The organism is Bacteroides gallinarum DSM 18171 = JCM 13658, from assembly GCF_000374365.1.
GTDB lineage: Bacteria > Bacteroidota > Bacteroidia > Bacteroidales > Bacteroidaceae > Bacteroides > Bacteroides gallinarum.
The window spans coordinates 293,574-314,291 of the sequence record NZ_KB894115.1 but is presented as its reverse complement, the minus strand read 5'-3'; the positions used below and the strand labels follow the sequence as shown (position 1 = coordinate 314,291).

Genomic DNA, 20,718 nt, shown 5'->3' with positions numbered 1-20,718 from the left:
GCCTTATATACATATTATATGGAACGGATTATAGAACGGACGGAAGACGGAAGTGCAACCCTGTTTGTACCGGAGCTGAATGAGCATTACCATTCGGTAAAGGGAGCGCGTACCGAGTCGCAGCATATCTTTATCGATATGGGGCTGAAAGCGTCCGCCGCTCCCCGCCCCCACATCCTCGAAATAGGATTCGGCACGGGGCTGAACGCCCTGCTCACCCTGGAAACTGCGGAACAGGAACAGAAAGCGGTGTGCTATACCGGTATCGAACTCTACCCCTTGTCATGGGAGGAAGCCGATGCGCTGCATTACAGCGACAATCCCCTGTTCAGAGAGCTGCACATGTCGGCATGGGAGAAAGAGGTGAACATTACACCCTACTTTACGTTACACAAAATACAGGGAGATATAAAGACCCTGCGAATGGAAAACGGAGAGCTGAAAATAGCCGTACGGCACAATAACCCGCACAACGCCCCTGCCTGCCCTCCATTGGCGGCCTCCGGCGTGCCTGCCGGTTTCGATGTCGTTTATTTCGACGCCTTCGCTCCTGAGAAACAACCGGAGATGTGGAACGAGGAGCTTTTCCGGAACATATACGCCGGCATGAACGCCAACGGGATACTGACTACGTATTGCGCCAAAGGCGCCGTCCGCCGGCTTCTGCAAAGCGTCGGATTTACGGTGGAACGGCTTCCCGGTCCTCCGGGCGGCAAACGCGAAATACTCCGGGCTTCCAAAACAAAAGAACAGCCCATAAAGGCAGGAGCGGCAGCCACCCCGCACCGTACATTATAAAAGCCATAAACAAATACAGATGAAGAAGATATACTTTTTACTACTTGTAACCATACTGGCGGTTTCCTGCAAGCCACGGAGCAACCGAAGCGGCAATGCCGGCAACAAGCCCGTCATTACCGTAACCCTCGAACCGCTGCGGTACTTCACCGAAGCCATTGCCGGCGACCGGTTTACGGTAGTCAGCATGGTTCCCAAAGGCACAAGCCCCGAAACCTACGACCCCACGCCGCAGCAACTGGTAGACCTGGCACGCAGCAAGGCTTATTTCCGTATCGGCTACATAGGGTTCGAACAGACCTGGACAGACAAGCTGACAGACAACGCCCCACACCTGCAATTTTTCGATATGTCGCAAGGCGTAGACCTGATTTATGACGATACCCACACCCACCGGCACACGGCAGATGACAAAGAGCACCGCCACGGCGCCGGGGTGGAACCCCATATATGGAACTCCACCGTCAACGCCCAAATCATCGCAGGCAATATCCTGGAGGCGCTGTGCACTATCGACAAAGTGAACGAAAGCGCCTATGTGGAACGCTACAACGCCCTTTGCCGGCAAGTAGAGCACACCGACAGCCTTATACGGCAAATGCTGGCAGCGCCCGGCGCCGACCGCGCCTTTATGATTTACCACCCGGCGCTCTCCTACTTCGCCCGCGACTACGGGCTTCGCCAGATACCTATCGAGGCAGGCGGCAAGGAGCCGTCGCCCGCACACCTGAAGGCGTTGATAGATACCTGCCACGCCGAAAAGGTACATGTGGTTTTCGTACAGCCGGAGTTCGACCGCCGCAATGCCGAACTCATCGCCCGGCAGACCGGAACCCGGATTGCCGATATCAATCCCCTATCCTATGACTGGAAAGCGGAGATGCTGAACACGGCCAAAGCGTTGAGTGCACCGGAAGCCGCCCGATAAAACGGCAGGCTTACAGATAAAAGTCAAAACAACAAGAAAGGAAACCATGCCGACCCCTATTATCGAAATAAGAAACCTCAATGCCGGATACGACGGCCGCACAGTACTCCGCAACGTAAACCTCACCGTTTACGACCGGGACTTTCTGGGCATCATCGGCCCGAACGGCGGCGGCAAGACCACGCTTATCAAATGCATCCTGGGATTGCTCAAACCCGTTTCTGGTGAAATATCTTTCACATCTCCCCGCACAACGGGGCACTCCCAACTCACCATGGGCTACCTGCCCCAATACAACAGCATAGACCGCAAGTTCCCTATCACCGTCGAAGAAGTCATTCTGTCGGGGCTCAGCAGCAAGAAGCCGCTCACCTCGCGTTTCACTAAGGAGCACAGGGAGAAAGCCCGCCGGGTCATTGCCCGCATGGGGCTGGAAGGGCTGGAAGAGCGTGCTATCGGCGCACTGAGCGGCGGACAACTTCAACGCGCCCTGCTGGGACGCGCCATTATCTCCGACCCCGAAGTGGTTATCCTCGACGAACCCAGTACCTATATCGACAAGCGTTTCGAAGCACGCCTGTACCAGTTATTGGTCGAAATCAACAAGGACTGCGCCATTATACTCGTCAGCCACGACATAGGCACGGTATTGCAGCAAGTAAAGTCCATTGCCTGCGTCAATGAAACACTGGACTATCATCCCGATACGGGTATTACCGGAGAATGGCTGGAACGTAACTTCAACTGCCCCATAGAGCTCTTGGGACATGGTACGCTGCCGCACCGGATATTGGGAGAACACAAACACTGATTCTTGCTTCCTCCGATAAATCACCCCTATATCAAGAAGCTGTTTGCTGTATATAGTACTAATATACAGCATCTTACTTATATATCAACGATTGGATTTATCCCCCCTGGCAATCAGTTATCCTATCTATTTTATCCCTATTTTTGCCGGTGATATTTTATTAATCACCAATATCCATAGAAAACAATGAAACACGTACACCAAGTACAACTTATGTTGTTGGCGGTCGCACTGATATTGGCCTCTTGCGGTCAATCAGACAAACGGACCATCAAAGATGACAGATTGGCAAGCTACATGCTTGCAGGTATCTACACACTGACCGGTTATCAGGGAGAAACAGAAGGGACTATCCGGATGTTCCAAGACAATTTACCCGATACACTTGCAAACGATTTCCTATCTCAAATGCAGGAAGGTTACTCCTATCTGATGATTTTACCTTTCAAGGAAGGGCATACCCAATCGGACATATTGCGCGAATTACGCAATTCATGGGGGATTGAAAACAAAGAAGACTTACTGGCAACCCTCGATGAGTTGAAAAATGGCTTACATCAGCCATTATTCGAGAAATGCCTGCAAGCAGTCAAAGAAAACGGCGGAAAAGACGCCGACATCAACAATATCGATTTAAAGAAATACGATGCGGACAAGGAAGACGTAGAGTTCGTCATCCGGAATTTCGACAAAATATCTCCCACCGGAATCAAAGCGTGGGATTACGCACGCTATGCCAACAACGTCAATATGGGGCAAGGGGCCGGTTTTTTGACCGAAACAGAATGCGACGACTTGCTGAAAGAGCTCTTATCTGTAGTACGTGCCAATTATAACGACTGGAAATCTTACTTTGCCGATTTCGATATGGGACGCCGCTTTTGGGGCGGTAATAAAGAAGGTACCGAAATGTTCAGCCGCAATGCTGCCTTATTGAGCTCCGACAACAGTTACCTCATCTACAAATACATTCCGTTGCAAGCAACCGAATAACCCGATTTACCCATTTAAAAGACTATCCGATTATGTTTCAGAAAAATTATCAAATCAAAGGGGTGCTTCCCGGTCTGGATGAACTGGAAGCGAGCTATAAAAAATCAGGCAAATACCCTACGAAAATCATAAAAGGGAAAACAGGCATAGGTGCCACTATCTTGGGAAAAGACCCAAACGACTATCTATACATCACCAAGAACAAGTATCACGGAGTAGGCATCATGGTGTATGAAGAGCAAGGTATGTACTTCATCCAAGCAGGACAATGCATTCCCAGCCGTGTCGTTGCCTGGCTCAGAAGCCAGGTCGGTTTTCTACTGCTTCCATTGTTTCCCATGATATGGGGCAAACAGAAAGAATTTTATAAAGAAGTAGACTCCTTCATAAAAGATACATACCCTATCGAGAAGACACTGGACATCAACGACTTGAACATCATGACAATGTTCCATAAGAAAACGGAAAGCGAATAAACGCCCTCTTTCGTATCAACAGAAAGAAGTAGATGCAACAAAATATACCCGACCTTCTTTCTGGCACGGATTACGCCACCCCCATAGAGAGACTCAAGGAGAGCTTGCGGGAGCCAACGTAATCCGTGCCTTTATACATACCTCCCGATAAACATACTCCATACAGACATACATCCTCTCCCCATACCATAGCCAAAGCTCGCAATGGAAACTCCACGTTCTAAAATTCCCCCTATATCTTTTAACCAATCCTAATAATCCGCCTTATTGTCACTCATTTAGAACTGAAATCATTATCTTTGCGCCCATATATGCCAAATTTGAAATAAAACCATAACGAATTTCATCCGAATGAAACAGTACAAAACCGTAAACAACCTTATCGGTTGGATTACATTCATAATTGCAGCAACGGTTTATTGCATGACTATCGAGCCGACTGCAAGTTTTTGGGACTGCCCGGAGTTCATTACCACCGGCTATAAACTGGAAGTAGGACACCCGCCCGGCGCTCCGTTCTTTATGTTGGTAGCCAATCTGTTTTCCCAGTTTGCCTCCGACCCCAGCAGCGTGGCCAAAATGGTGAACTACATGAGTGCGCTGATGAGCGGCGCCTGTATCCTGTTCTTATTCTGGAGTATCACTCACCTGGTACGCAAACTGGTTATCACCGACGAAAATAACATTACCAAAGGGCAACTGATTACCGTCATGGGTAGCGGTGCGGTAGGTGCATTGGCATACACGTTCAGCGATACATTCTGGTTCAGTGCCGTAGAGGGCGAGGTATATGCTTTCTCCTCACTGTTTACAGCAGTGGTGTTCTGGCTGATATTGAAGTGGGAAGATGTGGCGGACGAACCGCACTCCGACCGCTGGCTGATTCTTATCGCTTATCTTACGGGGTTGAGTATCGGCGTACACTTGCTGAACTTGCTCTGTCTCCCGGCTATCGTGCTGGTATATTACTACAAGAAAGTGCCCGATGCCAATGCGAAAGGTTCGCTATTGGCGCTGCTCGCCTCTATGGTGCTGGTTGCGGCGGTGTTGTATGGCATCGTTCCGGGTATCGTAAAAGTGGGTGGCTGGTTCGAGCTGTTCTTCGTAAATACGCTCGGCATGTCTTTCAACAGCGGTGTCATCGTATATGTCGTACTGCTGGCAGCCTGCCTTATCTGGGGCGTGTACGAAAGCTATAACGAAAAGAACAAGTCGCGTATGGCGCTCTCGTTCATACTGACCATAGCCATGTTAGGTATTCCTTTCTATGGGCATGGCGGCAGCTCTGTCGTTATCGGTATCATCGTTATCGTGCTGCTGTGGCTCTACCTCAAACCGGGCACGCAGGAGAAGATTAAAGAGAAATACCGTGTATCGGCACGTACACTGAACACCTCGCTGCTGTGTACCATGATGATTGTCATCGGGTATTCGTCTTACGCTCTTATCGTAATCCGCTCTACCGCCAACACGCCTATGGACCAGAATTCTCCGGAGGATATCTTTACGCTGGGTGAATACCTGGGACGCGAACAATACGGCACGCGCCCGCTGTTCTACGGTCCCGCCTACTCCTCACAGGTAGCCCTGGATGTGAAGGACGGGTATTGCGAACCGCGTATCTCCTACAACGGAACCAAGTATATCCGTAAGGAGAAAGCCAGCGCCGACGAGAAGGACAGTTACATCGAAATTCCCGGACGCATCGAATACGAATACGCGCAGAATATGCTTTTCCCGCGTATGTACAGCAGTGCCCATACCGGCCAATACGAGGCTTGGCAGGACATCGAGGGATACGACGTTCCCTACGACAAATGCGGGGAGATGATTATGGTAACCATGCCTACGCAATGGGAAAACATCAAGTTCTTCTTCTCTTACCAGCTCAACTGGATGTACTGGCGTTATTTCATGTGGAACTTTGCCGGACGCCAGAACGACCTGCAAGGCCACGGCGAGATAGAACACGGCAACTGGATTACCGGTATCGGGTTCATCGACAACCTGCTCGTGGGTAATCAGGACTTGCTGCCGAAAGAGTTGAAAGAGAACAAAGGGCGTAACGTATTCTACTGCCTGCCGCTGTTGCTGGGTATTATCGGCTTGTTGTGGCAGGCATACCGCGGGGCTAAAGGTATCCAGCAGTTCTGGGTGGTTTTCTTCCTTTTCTTCATGACCGGTATAGCCATTGTGCTCTACCTGAACCAGACGCCGAGCCAGCCGCGTGAACGCGACTATGCATATGCCGGTTCGTTCTATGCTTTCGCCATTTGGATAGGCATGGGTGTGGCGGGTATCATCCGCTTGTTACAGCATTATGCACGGATGAAGGAGTTGCCTGCCGCCGCCGTTGTTTCGGTGGCATGCCTTTTCGTTCCCATACAAATGGCAAGCCAGACGTGGGACGACCACGACCGTAGCGACCGTTACGTTGCCCGCGATTTCGGACAGAACTACCTGATGTCGCTGCAAGAGACGGGTAATCCGATTATCTACACCAACGGCGACAACGATACCTTCCCCTTGTGGTACAACCAGGAAACGGAAGGTTTCCGTACCGATGCCCGTACTTGTAACCTCAGCTACTTGCAGACAGACTGGTACATCGACCAGATGAAGCGCCCCGCCTACGACTCTCCCTCCCTGCCTATCACCTGGGAGCGTATGGAGTACGTAGAGGGAACCAACGAATATATTCCGGTACGCCCCGAATACAAAAAGAGCATCGACGCCTTGTATGCCGAGGCAGAGAAACAGGCGCTGAGCGGCAATACCGAGGCATTGGTAAATGTGAAGAAAGAGTTCGGCGACAATCCTTACGAGCTTAAAAACATACTGAAGTACTGGATACGCAGCAAAAACCAAGACCTGAAAGTAATTCCTACCGACAGCATCGTCATGAAGGTGGACAAGGAAGCCGTACGCCGCAGCGGTATGATGATACCGGGCGACTCTATCCCCGACTACATGCACATCTCGCTGAAAGGCAAGCGCGCTCTGTACAAGAGTGAGCTTATGATGCTCGAGATGCTGGCGGAAGCCAACTGGGAGCGTCCTATCTACATCGCGGTCAGCGTAGGTCCGGAGAATCAGTTGAATATGGGCAACCACTTCATACAGGAGGGTCTTGCCTACCGCTTCACTCCGTTCGATACGGACAAGCTGGGTGTGAAGGTAGACAGCGAGAAGATGTACGACAACCTGATGAACAAGTTCAAGTTCGGGGGTATCGACAAGCCGGGTGTCTACATTGACGAGAATACGATGCGTATGTGCCACTCACACCGCCGTATCTTCTCCCAGCTCGTACAGCAATTGATACGCGAAGGCAAGAAGGAGAAGGCGAAAGCCGCACTGGACTATGCCGAAAAGATGATTCCTGCCTGCAACGTGCCGTACGACTGGCAAAACGGCGCCGTACAAATGGCCGAGGCATACTACCAACTGGACGATTCTACCAAGGCTGATGAAATGATGCAGGCACTTGCCGACAAAGCCGTGGAATATCTTACGTGGTACTTGAGTATGGACGACAGCCGTTTTGCAATCTCTACCCGTGAGTTCGAATACCATTGGGCGGTACTCGATGCCGAAGTGAAGGTCATGAAGAAATACAACTCCAAGCTGGCGGAAATCTATGAACCGAAGGTAGAGGAGCTGTACAACTTATATGTGGAAAGACTTAAATAATTAACGATTGATGATTGGCGGTTTGCCCGTATCTTTCGCGTTGCCCCGGCGCGCAGGGTTATACGGGCAAGCTGCCGACCGCCAATCGCCGTTAACTAATCATTAACCGCTGACACCCGTGTTTATAGAACAGCCTCCCGAGTTTGTTCGTAAGTTATATCCCAGCGCCATTTGGCGGATGAACCCGAACGAGAGAGCCGTTTACCTGACTTTCGATGACGGCCCTATTCCCGAAGTAACCCCGTGGGTTCTCGACTTGCTCGACAAATACGACATAAAAGCCACCTTCTTCATGGTAGGCGATAATATCCGCAAGCATCCCGGCGAATTCCGTATGGTTGTAGAACGGGGACACCGTATCGGCAATCATACCTACAACCACCTCAGGGGATTCGAGTACAATTTCAAGGATTATCTGGCAAATGCCGAGAAAGCAAACGAGGTGATGAAAACGGACTTATTCCGTCCTCCGCACGGACATATGGGGTGGACACAGTATATGATACTGAAACGCCGCTATAAGATAATAATGTGGGACTTGGTGACACGCGATTACAGTAAGAAGCTCCGCGGCCCGCAGGTGCTTGCCAACGTAATGAAATATGCGCGCAACGGTTCTATCATCACCTTCCACGACTCCTTAAAATCCTGGAACAACGGTAACCTGCAATATGCGTTACCGCGGGCGATAGAGTTCCTTAAAGAAGAAGGATACGAATTTAAACTGTTGTAAAAGCCGGAAGCCGGAAACAAGAACTGGGAAGCTGGGAGCCGGGAAGCGAAAACGGGGACTAAGAACCGGAAACGGAGTCGGAAGCCGGAGTCAAGAACCAGGAGTCGGAAGCGAGAGTTGGAAGCTGAAATCAAGAACCAAGAACCGGAAATGAAGTCAGAAACCGGAGTCAAGAACCGGAAACCCAAAGTTAAAGGCCGGAAGTCCGCCATGCGTTATAACCGCACAGCCTGACTTCCGGCCTTTAATCCATAGCTCCCGGTTTTTCAATTCCCGGTTCTCAAATCTTTAGTTTATTTCCACCGTTAACGGATTACGTACTTTTCGGGCGAAATCCGCCATATACCGGTTCCATTCATCGGCAGTCTTGATATCGGCTCTATCCCAGGCAAATCCCCAATAATACACATACTCCGAACCCGGCTCGTAATCGCTGACAGCAAGCACATGACCGTCGGCATTATTACGCTCCTTCTTCTCCTGTGCAGAGAAAAGTACGGTTTTCGCCTTCTTGACAACTGTAGGAACGGCAGCTCCCATAAAGATTTTACCGTTATCAGGACCGGTAGTGGGGTCTACATAAGTGATATATCCATTGGCGGCATCGGCAACGACAGCACCATCCGGCTCATGCAGCACGATACCCGTAACAATAGGCAATGTCTCTTTCAGGTTACTGTACGATACGGCAGTCCTGTTCAAGTGCGAGCCGGCATCCAATGTAACGAGGCGTGTCTCTACGACGGTCGAATCGCCCTTTACAGTCAGAGGGTTGAACTCCAGCCTTACAGTGAAGCGTAGCGGGCCGTTATCCAGAATCTCCTGGTTCTTATAGCACCACGGATAGATAATACTGTCATTCACCATTAATGCGGCTACACCGGCTCCCAGTGTAGGGCCTACTGCATAGCAGTCCATACCGTGACCGTGGTCGACGTGATAAGAACGCTCACGGCTTAGCTCGGCAGCAGCCTTCGGGTCGGTCTTTTTCAATTCGGCAATCTTAGCCAGAGTTTCCTTGTTCAGCTCTTTGGCATACATCGCTTCCAGTATCGGCTCGGAAGTATCGCGCTTCGTAAACAAGTCATAACCGAAGCCACGCTCCCCTTTAGCCTGCAAAGCAGGACCGTAAGCACGGAAAGCCACCAAATCATTTTCCCAAGCCATATCATCCATACGTTCGGGATAGCACCTACCGCAAGCCTTCACATCGAAAGCTCCGGGTGTACCGGCCTGTATGGTATACGTAACAGAGCTATTGGCAGCTACCGTAGCCGGGAATATAACCTTGCCGTCGTACGTAATCTGGTAAGGCAACTGCTGCCCGTCAGCATCCAATACCACAATCTGTGCCGTGTCTGCCAAACCCAAGCGGTTTGTAATAGTCTCCATAGACACCTCCACCATTTCATCGGAGCGCTCTATGGCCAACGGATTGGTTACCGTAACGGTTACCGTCTTGCTGTCATTACAAGCGAAGCAAAACAAAGCCGTCATACATAATAAAAGAAGTTTCTTCATATTGAATAAATAATGGGGTAATATGATAAAGCGATAATGCGATAGGGTGGTAATGCGATGAAGTGATAAGCAGCCTGATAAAAAATAAGGCGGTAAAGTAATATCCTTCTATCACCTACCGCCTTTACCACCTTATCAGCTTATTATTTAGGCTGTTTTCCGATATAAGCCAAGATACCGCCGTCAACGTACAGGATGTGTCCGTTCACTGCGTTAGAAGCCTCGGATGCCAGGAACACAGCAGGACCTGTAAGCTCTTCCGGGTCTAACCAACGGCCCGCCGGAGTCTTGGCGCAAATGAATGAATCGAACGGGTGACGGCTACCGTCAGCTTGTTTTTCACGCAACGGAGCAGTCTGCGGAGTAGCGATATAACCCGGGCCGATACCATTACACTGGATGTTGTATTCACCGTATTCGGAGCAGATGTTACGGGTCAACATCTTCAAACCACCCTTAGCGGCAGCATAGGCAGATACAGTCTCACGACCCAACTCGGACATCATAGAACAGATGTTGATGATTTTGCCATGGCCTTTCTTCATCATTGCAGGCAGAACAGCCTTAGAAACGATGAACGGAGCATTCAGGTCGATGTCGATAACCTTGCGGAAATCGGCAGCTTCCATTTCGTGCATGGGGATACGGCGGATGATACCCGCATTGTTAACCAAGATATCGATAGTGCCCACTTCCTTTGCAATCGTTGCTACCATAGCCTGAACAGCGGGTTCGTCTGTTACGTCGCATACATAGCCGTGTGCCTCGATACCCTTTGCAGCATATGCAGCCATACCTTTATCCACCAGTTCCTGGTTGATATCGTTAAAACAGATTTTTGCGCCTTGTTCTGCAAAAGCCGAAGCGATAGCAAAACCGATACCGTAAGAAGCACCTGTAACGAGGGCTACTTTACCTTCCAAAGAAAAATTCAAATACTGATTCATGATGTTTATTTATTTAGGTTGAAAAATAGTGTTACTTCAAATCGGTAATCAAAGAGAAATCCTGGTCGCCGTAATCCAGGTTCTCGCCGCCCATACCCCATATAAAGGTATAATTGTGGGTAGCGGCGGCCGAATGGATAGACCACTCGGGAGAGAGGACTGCCTGGTCGCCTTTCATCCAGAGGTGGCGGGTTTCGTCCACCTCGCCCATAAAATGACAGACAGCATGAGTTTCCGGAATCTCAAAATAGAAATAAGCTTCCATGCGGCGGCTGTGCACGTGTGCCGGCATCGTATTCCACACGCTGCCCGGAGCCAGCTCGGTCATACCCATTTGCAACTGGCAAGTAGGCAACACTTGGTTTACCAGCATCTTATTGATATTGCGCTGGTTAGAACCTTCCAAAGAGCCCATTTCGGCCACTACCGCATCTTTCTTCGTAACCTTCTTGTCGGGATAGTTGCGGTGAGCCGTTACGGAATTAAAGTAGAACTTGGCAGGGCGGGCGGCATCCTTGCTCTCGAAAGTAACCTCCCGGTCGCCCGAGCCCAGGTAGAGAGCCTCCTTATAATCCATTTCGAATACGGCATCGCCGGCTCTTACCACCCCCGCGCCGCCTACATTGAAAATACCCATTTCGCGGCGGGTAAGGAAATAAGGAGCCTTCAAGGGGTCGATAGCTTCCAGCGGCAACACCTCGCCCACCGGCATAGCACCACCTACTATCATGCGGTCGTACATGGAATATACCATGTTCACTTCATTCGGGGAAAATACTTTCTCTATAAGGAAATCGCGACGGATTCTTTTCGTATCATAACTTTTTGCATCTTCCGGATGTGCGGCATAACGAATTTCGTAGTTCGTTTTCATGGTTTTTCTCATTTTAAATTATCACGTCAATAACCAGGGAGTACGTCGTTTGCGTACACAATTGCAAATGTAGCAAAAGAAAACGGCAAAACATTGCGTTTTTGTCCTAATTATCTATCAATATTGTACAAAGAAAGAAAAAAATAATAGAAAGACAAATAAAATAAGCGAAAGTTCGCTCACCGCCGGAATGTTCACGTAAGAAGCGGGAATTGTACCGGCCTTTTCCCGAAAAATACAGGATTATTTACAAATAACTACCGTTGCGGCTCAATCGTATAATGAATAGAGTTCAGTCGTATACTGAGATAGGTTCACTATACGACTGAACCCCATTCACTCCCATACTGAAATAGGCTAAGTATAAACAAGTGATAGTCATCCAGTTGAATCAGTCTACCCGAGCATTGATAAATCATGACAAAAACAACGACCGGGATGCTTCAGGCAGAGGCGTTCCACCAATGCAGCTTCGGAATCATTCAATGCCAAAATCAAGGAGTTCAGAACTCTGTTCAGGGGAATAAAGGACAGAGCTTTCTTTCTATTCAGGCTAACAAAAATTTATGCTTAATCAATAAATCTCTCAGGGTTTTACGTTGACACCAATTTATGCTCAATCTATAAATCCCTCAGGCTTTCACGTTGACCCGAATTTAGAACACAGTTCAGAGGAGTAAAGGACAGGGCTTTCTTTCTATTCAGACTAACAAATATTTATGCTTAATCTATGAATCCCTCAGATTTTTACGTTGACCCGAAATCGAGAAACCGGCTAACCCTCTGTCCTAAAATGAGAAAGCCCCGGAAATATTATTTCCGAGGCTATTCTCAACCAATCGGTTGGACTACCAAGATTCGAACTTGGACAAACAGAACCAAAACCTGTTGTGCTACCATTACACCATAGTCCAAACTTATACGCTTTCTGTTAAAAAGCGGTGCAAAGATAGAGGTATGTCCCGAAATATGCAAATATTTCGGGACTATTTTTCATATCCTCGGTGTTATTTCGCAATAACCAAGTAATAATTCTTCTTGCCGCGCTGTACCAGCAGATACTTGCCGTCCAGCAAATCGGCCACGGTAACCACCTGGTCGAAAGCCGTCAGCTTCTCCTTATTCAAAGAAACGCCGCCGCCCTGCACCAGCTTGCGCATCTCGCCTTTGGATGCAAATACGGGTGCATTGTCTACGAACAAATCGACCGCCTTTACACCGGCAACCAAAGCGTCACGGGATACTTCGAACTGGGGAACGCCTTCGAACACCGCCAACAAGGTGTCCTCGTCCAGCTTCTTCAACGCCTCGGAAGTGGCATTGCCAAAAAGGATATTGGAGGCATCAACCGCCGCATTGTAATCTTCCTCGGAGTGTACCATAACGGTAACTTCCTTAGCCAGGCGCTTCTGAAGGGCGCGCAAGTGCGGAGCCGCCTCGTGTTCCGCCGTCAAAGCCTCGATTTCTTCTTTAGACAAGGAAGTGAATATCTTGATGTAGCGGGCTGCATCGGCATCGCTTACGTTCAGCCAGAACTGGTAGAACTTATAGGGAGATGTATAACGGGGGTCGAGCCAAATGTTACCGGACTCCGTCTTACCGAATTTGCCGCCGTCGGCCTTCGTTATCAGAGGACTCGTCAGGGCGAATACCTCACCTCCGTTGGTGCGGCGAATCAGTTCGGCTCCCGTAGTAATGTTGCCCCACTGGTCTGAACCGCCCATTTGCAGCTTGCAGCCTTTGGTTTCGTACAGGTGCAGGAAGTCGTAGCCCTGCAGCAACTGGTAAGTGAACTCCGTAAAGGAAAGACCGTCGCGGGCTTCGCCGTTCAGACGCTTCTTGACAGAGTCCTTAGCCATCATATAATTTACGGTGATGTGCTTGCCTACTTCGCGGGCAAAATCGAGAAAAGTAAAATCTTTCATCCAATCGTAGTTGTTCACCAGCTCTGCACGGTTGGGAGCGTCCGAGTCAAAATCCAGGAACTTGCTCAACTGTTTCTTCATGCCCGCCATGTTGCGCTGCAAGGTTTCTTCAGTAAGCAGATTACGTTCTGCCGACTTGCCGGAAGGGTCGCCAATCATACCCGTAGCACCGCCTATCAGCGCCAACGGCTTATGGCCGCAACGTTGGAAGTGACGCAATATCATCACACTGCAAAGGTGTCCTATGTGCAGGGAGTCTGCCGTAGGGTCGAAACCGATGTATGCAGTCACTTGTTCTTTTGCCAGCAGTTCTTCCGTACCCGGCATCATATCGTGGAGCATGCCACGCCATCTTAATTCTTCTACAAAATTCATCGAATGATTAACTATTAATTATTTGATTTATACTTTGTCCGGAGCAAAAGTACGACTCTTTATATTAACAAGCAACTCTTATCGGCAAAAAAAGACTTTGTTGATATTTTCTTGCATCGCAGCCGTAAACTCCGTCAAGGATGCTCCGCGGATTTCGGCCGCCCGCCTGTACAATTCCTCAACCGGCACTCCGCTCTCGTCCGTCTCCAGGAACAAGTGGCACGAAGGGACGGCACGGAGCGCTTCTTCCCGGTACTTCTCTCCGAAGGAGAGGTAAAACCCGTGCCGCAGATATTCTTCCGCCAAAGCCGCCTTTCCGCGGAAACCGTGGATAATCCAGGGATTATCGGGGCGCATCTGCCGTTTGAACCTCAGCAACTCGTCCACAGCTTTTACCAAATGGATAATTAAAGGTTTGCCGAGCTGCATGGACAGCCGTGCCTGAAATTCAAAGACTTCCGCCTGCACAGCCGCCGGGGCGCCGGCAAGTTTATCAAGGCCTGCCTCTCCTACGGCAAGTACCTGCGGATGTTCCGCCAGTGGAACCAGTTCCTCCATTTCGTACTGGACGGCCGGAGTAACGGCAGCATCCGGGATGTGCCAGGGATGTATGCCCACCGAGTACCACCCGCCTGCTACCGGGGCAAAGGTAGCGGGATAGCAGTTTACGATAGCCTCTCCGGGTGTGTGCGGTGAACGGTGCGTATGTATGTCGGCCGGGATTTTCATGGAACGGGGTCGTATCCGGAGCCTCCCCAGGGGTGGCAGCGCAAGATTCGTCTTACTGCCAGGTAAAGCCCTTTGAAAGGCCCGTGTTTCTTGATAGCTTCTACGGCGTACTGGGAGCAGGTTGGGGTAAACCTGCACGCCGGGGAAATCATGGGCGAGATGCACCTCTGATAGAAATAGATAGGAAGGAGCAGCAGGTATGAAAGCAGTTGTTTCATGGCTCGAGGGAGGAGGTTGGGGCGGTATCCGTGTCCAGGGACGCCACTTTTTCGGCTATACGTGCCAATGCGGTTTTCATCCTATCCTCTATCACGGAAGATTCGACCAACTGGTCGGAGAGGTAAATAAAAGCGATAGCCAACCGGCATTTCTTTTCTGCCAAGACACTCAGCAGCCCGTGCTTATTCACACGGTAGGCTTCACGTATCCGGCGCTTTACACAATTACGCTTTACCGCATGCTTGAAACGGCGCTTCGAAACGCTGACGAGGATAGAGGCGTCCGCCTCCAGCTCCTCTACGGGCAAATACACCACACGCAACGGAAAGACCGAAAACGAACGCGAACCGCCCGCAAACATCTTTTCTATTATCTTTTTCTTATCCAGCCTTTCGGCTTTATGCAACGTATTTGCCATGAGTGGATTATTTGTTTACGGATTAGAGACTGTGAACTGAAATGGTGTGTTATAAAAAACGAGCTACAAGGCCTGCGACATATAAATACCACCACCCGTAGCTCGTATTTCCATTGTTACGACTACAAGCCACAAGCCCGCGGACTCATAACTTATAATTCATAACGCATAATTCGTTTCACTTTCCTTTATTGTTCTCCTTGATGAACATGTCGAGCGCCGCCGTCATAGAGGGAGCCTGCACGCTGGGCGCTTCCAGGTCTAACCGGAGTCCGGCATCGCGTACTGCCTGCGCTGTCGTAGAGCCGAATGTACCGATTTTGATTTCTTTCTGCTCGAAATCCGGGAAGTTTTTCTTCAAAGAAGATACTCCCGCAGGGCTGAAGAATACCAGCATGTCATAATCGAACTTCTCGTCCGGAGTGAAGTCGTTGCTTACCGTGCGGTACATCACTACTTCTGTGTGCTGTATCTTGCTCTTGTCCAGCAGGTTCTTGATTTCATCCGTATGTACATCCGACATCGGAACCAAGTATTTCTCTGTCTTGTGCTTTATAATGGAAGGCAACAAATCATCGAACTTTCCGGTATTTCCAAAGAAAATCTTACGCTTGCGGTATTGTACATATTTCTGGATATACAAGGCAATCGTCTCCGTAACACAGAAATATTTCATGGTTTCGGGTATCGTTACACGTAATTCCGTACAAAGATGAAAAAAATGATCGATTGCATGACGCGAAGTAAAAATAACCGCAGTATAGTCTAATATGGACACCTTCTGCTGTCTGAACTCTTTCGCTGAAAGGCTCTCTACTTTGATAAACGGGCGAAAATCTATTTTCACACCGTACTTCTCGGCAATGTCGTAGTAAGGAGATTTCTCTGATGCCGGTTTCGGCTGCGACACAAGTACTTTCTTAATTTTCAACGTCCTAAAATTTTATTATCAAATAATCGTTTAGCTGCATCACTCCTTGATATAACATGAAACAAGGCATGATTTCAAGGGCACAAAAGTACAAAATTAAAAGGAAACTGCCATATAAATTGTTACAAAAAAGCTTTAACCACTTATAGAACATCAATATTTTAGTAAAAAACGCCAAAATTAATCCAATTATCATTGTAGATTGCAGGCTCAAATCGAAATAGACGATGAATAAAGCAAAGGGAAAAAGGGCAAATCCAAGATAATAAAGCAAAGTAGAATACGATTCGAGCCAAAGAGTCGTAGTACTTTCGTCAAAAAAAATCCAACCCAACACGGAATAAATCACCCATTTCAGGAACAGGTAACAAAGGCTTATTCCGATATAAACGCCCAGCAGTATGAGGGAGGGGACGTGATGTACCAAATCCGGCCGGATATCGTTGCAATAATTGAAGATGCAGACACCGGCAAGTATGCAGGTTTGCAGAATCAGCAACAGCAAGTAGCGCATATCGCCCGCCGTCGAAGTAGCGAAGATATTAGTACGCTCGCGGTGCAGCAAGAAGTCTTTTACCAACTGCAACAAGAAGCGGCGGCTACGCGAAAGGACATAGGACGACAGGAAAAAACAACATAGGAGGACTATGGTTATGCCGTCATCCATTCTCGGAGAATAAGGAAGGGGGATACCTTCCGTCCCGCTTGCCGCCCACACCGCCAACCAGTTCATCATATCGCTGCGAACTTACGGATAGAGGCGTCCCACAAAGGAATGGTGTGCACCAACTCGACAGCTTCCCGGGCTGTACCCGCCACGTGCCAGATAGCCCCGTGCTGCGTACGCATGAAGTTTTCTTCCACAGCTTTTTGAAGCATGGCAAGCAATGGGTCGAAATAGCCCCCGGTGTTCAGCACCACTACCGGGTTCAGGTAAAGCCCTAATTGTTTCCAGGTGATGATTTCGAGCAGCTCTTCCAGCGTGCCGCAACCGCCGGGCAATGCTATCACCGCATCGCTCAGGTCTGCCATTGTCTTCTTGCGCTCGTGCATGGTTTCCACTTCTACAAGCTCGGTCAGCCCCGTATGATGCCACCCCTGCTCTACCATAAACCGGGGTATCACACCGGTAACCTCGCCGCCCGCCGCCAGCGCGGCATCCGAAACGGCAGCCATAAGCCCCATATTGCCGGCTCCGTTAATCAGGCGGATATGCCGCTGCCCCAACAAGGTTCCCAGCTCACGGGCGGCATCGAAATAAACCGGGTCGATTTTCGTACTCGAGGCGCTATATACGCATACGGAAGTTATCTTATTCATCATCTTTCAGCTATATCGGTTTTTACTTGCTGCAAAGGTATATGATTTTAAGGAGATTTGAAAAAAGGAAGCTGCCTATTCTGCTCCGGAATATTCCGGAAGCGGAAAAGCAGCTTTCTATAATAAATAGCCTGTAAAGCTATGCTGATTACAAACCCGGGGCATATTACAGCCCGAACGCAGCCTTCACCTTATCTACGTAGTCCAGCTTTTCCCAGGTGAAGAGTTCTACGGTTACATCCCTGTCGCCTTCATAACGCGATTTGAAGTGCTTGGTAACCACCTGCGGCTCACGCCCCATATGGCCGTAGGCGGCAGTTTCCTGATAAATAGGATTGCGAAGTTTCAAACGGTCTTCGATAGCCTTCGGACGGAGGTCGAAGATTTCATCTATCTTTCCGGCTATCTCGCCGTCGCTCATATTTACGTGGCTGCGACCGTATGTGTTTACGTATATATTGATAGGACGCGCCACACCGATAGCATAGGATACCTGTACCAGCATCTCGTCCGCCACACCGGCGGCAACCAGGTTCTTGGCTATGTGACGGGCGGCGTATGCGGCGCTGCGGTCTACCTTACTGGGGTCTTTGCCAGAGAAGGCGCCGCCGCCGTGGGCTCCCTTGCCGCCGTAGGTATCTACTATAATCTTACGTCCCGTCAAGCCGGTATCTCCATGAGGTCCGCCGATAACGAACTTGCCCGTAGGGTTGACGTGGTATTTTATATCATCGTTAAAGAGCGACAATACCTTTTCATGATGAATGGAGGCGATGACACGGGGCATCAGGATATTGACGACATCGTTGCGGATAATGCCCAGCATCTCTTCATCCGCTTTCAACTGGGCGGCTTCGCTCTCGTCGGCAGGTTGGATAAAGTCGTCGTGCTGGGTAGAAACGACAATCGTATCGATACGGACGGGGTTACCGTTATCATCATATTCAATGGTTACCTGGCTCTTGGAGTCGGGGCGGAGGTAGGTCATCACCTTGCCCTCACGACGGATATCCGCCAATACTTGCAGGATACGATGGGCAAGGTCTAACGAGAGCGGCATATAGTTTTCCGTTTCGTTAGTGGCATAGCCGAACATCATACCCTGGTCGCCCGCACCCTGTTCCATAGGGTCCCGGCGTTCCACACCCCGGTTGATGTCGGGGCTCTGCTCATGGATAGCGGAAAGCACGCCGCACGAATTACTTTCGAACATATACTCGCCTTTGGTATAGCCGATTTTCTTAATTACCTCACGCGCGATGAGTTGAAGGTCGACGTATGCCTTGGTCTTCACTTCTCCAGCCAGCACTACCTGACCGGTAGTAACCAGAGTTTCGCAAGCTACTTTCGAACTGGGGTCATAGGCCAACAGTTTGTCAAGCACAGCGTCCGATATTTGGTCGGCCACTTTGTCGGGGTGTCCTTCAGACACCGATTCGGATGTGAATAAATATCCCATTTCAACTAATAATTAAAAATGAATAATTAAAAATGAAAGAGGAAGACCGGGGTACGAGTAGTCATGGCGGAACATTCAGAAAAGGATGTGTTTTAGCATTTTTTTCTGTGGTTGCAAGCTACTCAAATCTTTCCACATATCATTTTTCGGGTGCAAAGATAAAGGTTTTATGGGAATATGGCGCACAAGAAGTAAAGTATTAACGAAAAAACACGCTTATTACTGCAAAATACCTATTTTTGCAAAAACTTAATTCTAAATCCAATCATGAAGAAACTATTAGTAATGTGCCTGCTCCTGCTCGTATCCACAGCAGGAAGAAGCCAGGATAAAAAGGAGTTTACCGTACTGCAATGGAATATCTGGCAGGAAGGGAGCAAAGTACCGGGCGGGTACGACGCTATTGTAAACGAGATTGTCCGCCTGAAACCGGACTTCGTAACTTTCAGCGAAGTGAGAAACTACAATAACACCCGGTTTTGCGACCGCATCGTACAATCACTGAAATCGAAAGGAGAAACATATTACTCTTTTTACAGTTATGACTCCGGGCTATTGAGCCGCCACCCGATAACCGGTTCCCTGACCGTATTTCCCGAGAAAGACGACCACGGAAGCATTTATAAGATGACAAGCAACATAAACGGACACAAAATAGCCGTTTACACAGCACACCTCGACTACTTGAACGATGCATATTATAATGTACGCGGCTACGACGGTTCTACTTGGGAAGAAATACCCGTTCCGCAAACCGTACTGGAAGTATTGAAAGTGAACGATGCCTCCCTGCGCGACGACGCTATCAAAGAATTCATCGCTGCTGCCCGCAAAGACATCGCGGAAGGTACAATCGTTATCTTGGGCGGAGATTTCAACGAACCTTCTCACCTCGACTGGATTCGGGAGACAAAAGACTTGTACGACCACAACGGACTGATTATCCCCTGGACAGTCCCCCTGATGTTAGACAACAGCGGTTTTATAGACACTTACCGTACCCTCTACCCGGATGTACTGAACTACCCCGGTTTCACCTTCCCCGCAGACAACCCGCTTATCCCGGTGGAGAAGCTGACCTGGACACCCAAATCCGATGAACGCGACCGGATTGATTATGTATTCTATTACCCCCACCCTGCTATCCGACTGAAAGATGCCGTGATATTCGGACCACGAGGCAGCATAGTCAAAAGCAAGCGGACAGAGGAAAAGTCCAAAGACAAGTTCCTATTACCCCAGGGGGTATGGCCGACAGACCACAAGGGGTTGCTCGTAACTTTCGATATAAAGTAAAGGTAACTATATATTGCCTTACAATGTGAATCCTTGTTAAGCAGTAGGATATATTGAAAATATAAACCCTCTATAAATCTTATAATCGTTTATAGAGGGTTTTGCTGTAAGATAGTATATAATCACCAACACAAGAAACAGACGAGTATTACAAAGCCCATGCAATATCGGAACATATAAGTGCAGCATAACTGCCACCGGTATCGTACATGAGTCTAAAGCCGGCAGACCGAAATCAGATAAAAGTATTTTTCTAACATCGTATTCAACCG

20 protein-coding genes, 1 tRNA gene and 1 pseudogene are annotated in these 20,718 nt (G+C 49.1%); 10 read left to right on the top strand and 12 right to left on the bottom strand.

Features of this window, described 5'->3' with window-relative positions:
* Window positions 1-18 precede the first annotated feature (18 nt).
* The 7 genes from mnmC2 (at window position 19) to C233_RS0101550 (ending at window position 8,432) form a co-directional block, all read left to right on the top strand.
* Window positions 19-798, top strand: a complete 780-nt coding sequence (mnmC2, locus tag C233_RS0101580) for a tRNA (5-methylaminomethyl-2-thiouridine)(34)-methyltransferase MnmC2 (protein ID WP_018665725.1) — start codon at window positions 19-21, stop codon at window positions 796-798.
* 19 nt (window positions 799-817) lie between these two features.
* Window positions 818-1,726 (top strand): metal ABC transporter solute-binding protein, Zn/Mn family, encoded by a 909-nt coding sequence (locus C233_RS0101575; protein WP_018665724.1) that lies wholly within the window; start codon window positions 818-820, stop codon window positions 1,724-1,726.
* Between the two features lie 46 nt (window positions 1,727-1,772).
* Window positions 1,773-2,537 carry a metal ABC transporter ATP-binding protein gene (locus tag C233_RS0101570; protein ID WP_018665723.1) on the top strand — a complete coding sequence of 255 codons (765 nt, stop codon included), beginning with the start codon at window positions 1,773-1,775 and terminating at the stop codon, window positions 2,535-2,537.
* A gap of 186 nt (window positions 2,538-2,723) precedes the next feature.
* Window positions 2,724-3,530: a DUF1266 domain-containing protein gene (locus C233_RS0101565; protein ID WP_034777235.1), complete on the top strand. Its 807-nt coding sequence runs from the start codon at window positions 2,724-2,726 to the stop codon at window positions 3,528-3,530.
* Window positions 3,531-3,562: 32 nt separating this feature from the next.
* Complete coding sequence (locus C233_RS0101560) at window positions 3,563-4,006, top strand: hypothetical protein (RefSeq protein WP_018665721.1); 444 nt, start codon at window positions 3,563-3,565, stop codon at window positions 4,004-4,006.
* Between the two features lie 351 nt (window positions 4,007-4,357).
* A complete protein-coding gene (locus tag C233_RS0101555) occupies window positions 4,358-7,699 on the top strand; it encodes a glycosyltransferase family 117 protein (RefSeq protein WP_018665720.1) in 3,342 nt (1,113 codons plus the stop codon).
* Between the two features lie 118 nt (window positions 7,700-7,817).
* Window positions 7,818-8,432, top strand: a complete 615-nt coding sequence (locus C233_RS0101550; RefSeq protein WP_025068540.1) for a polysaccharide deacetylase family protein — start codon at window positions 7,818-7,820, stop codon at window positions 8,430-8,432.
* A gap of 288 nt (window positions 8,433-8,720) precedes the next feature.
* On the opposite strand, the gene C233_RS0101540 is transcribed toward C233_RS0101550, so the two are convergent.
* From C233_RS0101540 to kduI, 3 genes are all read right to left on the bottom strand, one after another.
* On the bottom strand, window positions 8,721-9,953 hold the full coding sequence (locus C233_RS0101540) for a DUF4861 domain-containing protein (RefSeq protein WP_025068539.1): 1,233 nt from the start codon (window positions 9,951-9,953) through the stop codon (window positions 8,721-8,723).
* Window positions 9,954-10,096: 143 nt separating this feature from the next.
* Window positions 10,097-10,900: a gluconate 5-dehydrogenase gene (locus tag C233_RS0101535; protein ID WP_018665716.1), complete on the bottom strand. Its 804-nt coding sequence runs from the start codon at window positions 10,898-10,900 to the stop codon at window positions 10,097-10,099.
* 31 nt (window positions 10,901-10,931) lie between these two features.
* Window positions 10,932-11,774, bottom strand: coding sequence for a 5-dehydro-4-deoxy-D-glucuronate isomerase (gene kduI / locus C233_RS0101530; RefSeq protein WP_018665715.1), 843 nt, complete (start codon window positions 11,772-11,774; stop codon window positions 10,932-10,934).
* 442 nt (window positions 11,775-12,216) lie between these two features.
* On the opposite strand from kduI, the pseudogene C233_RS23395 reads away from it, so the two are divergent.
* A pseudogene (locus tag C233_RS23395) lies at window positions 12,217-12,348 on the top strand (ISAon1 family transposase); the annotation flags it as partial.
* Window positions 12,349-12,617: 269 nt separating this feature from the next.
* On the opposite strand, the gene C233_RS0101525 reads toward C233_RS23395, so the two are convergent.
* From C233_RS0101525 to metK, 9 genes are all read right to left on the bottom strand, one after another.
* Window positions 12,618-12,688, bottom strand: a tRNA-Gln gene (locus C233_RS0101525).
* A 93-nt stretch (window positions 12,689-12,781) separates the two neighbouring features.
* Complete coding sequence (gene tyrS / locus C233_RS0101520; protein ID WP_025068538.1) at window positions 12,782-14,074, bottom strand: tyrosine--tRNA ligase; 1,293 nt, start codon at window positions 14,072-14,074, stop codon at window positions 12,782-12,784.
* A gap of 78 nt (window positions 14,075-14,152) precedes the next feature.
* On the bottom strand, window positions 14,153-14,803 hold the full coding sequence (locus tag C233_RS0101515; protein WP_018665713.1) for a TatD family hydrolase: 651 nt from the start codon (window positions 14,801-14,803) through the stop codon (window positions 14,153-14,155).
* The gene (gene yidD, locus C233_RS0101510; RefSeq protein WP_018665712.1) at window positions 14,800-15,021 is read right to left on the bottom strand and encodes a membrane protein insertion efficiency factor YidD; all 222 of its coding nucleotides are present in this window, start codon (window positions 15,019-15,021) and stop codon (window positions 14,800-14,802) included. Before yidD ends, C233_RS0101515 begins: the two co-directional genes overlap by 4 nt.
* Window positions 15,018-15,440, bottom strand: a complete 423-nt coding sequence (locus tag C233_RS0101505) for a ribonuclease P protein component (RefSeq protein WP_018665711.1) — start codon at window positions 15,438-15,440, stop codon at window positions 15,018-15,020. The genes yidD and C233_RS0101505 overlap by 4 nt, the downstream gene beginning before the upstream one ends.
* Before the next feature lie 178 nt (window positions 15,441-15,618).
* On the bottom strand, window positions 15,619-16,371 hold the full coding sequence (locus C233_RS0101500; protein ID WP_018665710.1) for a uroporphyrinogen-III synthase: 753 nt from the start codon (window positions 16,369-16,371) through the stop codon (window positions 15,619-15,621).
* A 4-nt stretch (window positions 16,372-16,375) separates the two neighbouring features.
* On the bottom strand, window positions 16,376-17,107 hold the full coding sequence (locus C233_RS0101495) for a DUF4271 domain-containing protein (RefSeq protein WP_018665709.1): 732 nt from the start codon (window positions 17,105-17,107) through the stop codon (window positions 16,376-16,378).
* The gene (locus C233_RS0101490) at window positions 17,104-17,691 is read right to left on the bottom strand and encodes an LOG family protein (protein ID WP_026314686.1); all 588 of its coding nucleotides are present in this window, start codon (window positions 17,689-17,691) and stop codon (window positions 17,104-17,106) included. Before C233_RS0101490 ends, C233_RS0101495 begins: the two co-directional genes overlap by 4 nt.
* 166 nt (window positions 17,692-17,857) lie before the next feature.
* Window positions 17,858-19,150: a methionine adenosyltransferase gene (metK, locus tag C233_RS22115; protein WP_034777231.1), complete on the bottom strand. Its 1,293-nt coding sequence runs from the start codon at window positions 19,148-19,150 to the stop codon at window positions 17,858-17,860.
* Between the two features lie 32 nt (window positions 19,151-19,182).
* Between metK and C233_RS24375 the strand changes: the two genes are divergently transcribed.
* Together C233_RS24375 and C233_RS0101470 are read left to right on the top strand one after the other, a co-directional pair.
* Entirely contained in the window at window positions 19,183-19,353 is a 171-nt protein-coding gene (locus C233_RS24375) for a hypothetical protein (protein ID WP_164835481.1), read from the top strand.
* A gap of 64 nt (window positions 19,354-19,417) precedes the next feature.
* A complete protein-coding gene (locus C233_RS0101470; RefSeq protein WP_025068535.1) occupies window positions 19,418-20,446 on the top strand; it encodes an endonuclease/exonuclease/phosphatase family protein in 1,029 nt (342 codons plus the stop codon).
* The last annotated feature ends 272 nt before the right edge of the window (window positions 20,447-20,718 follow it).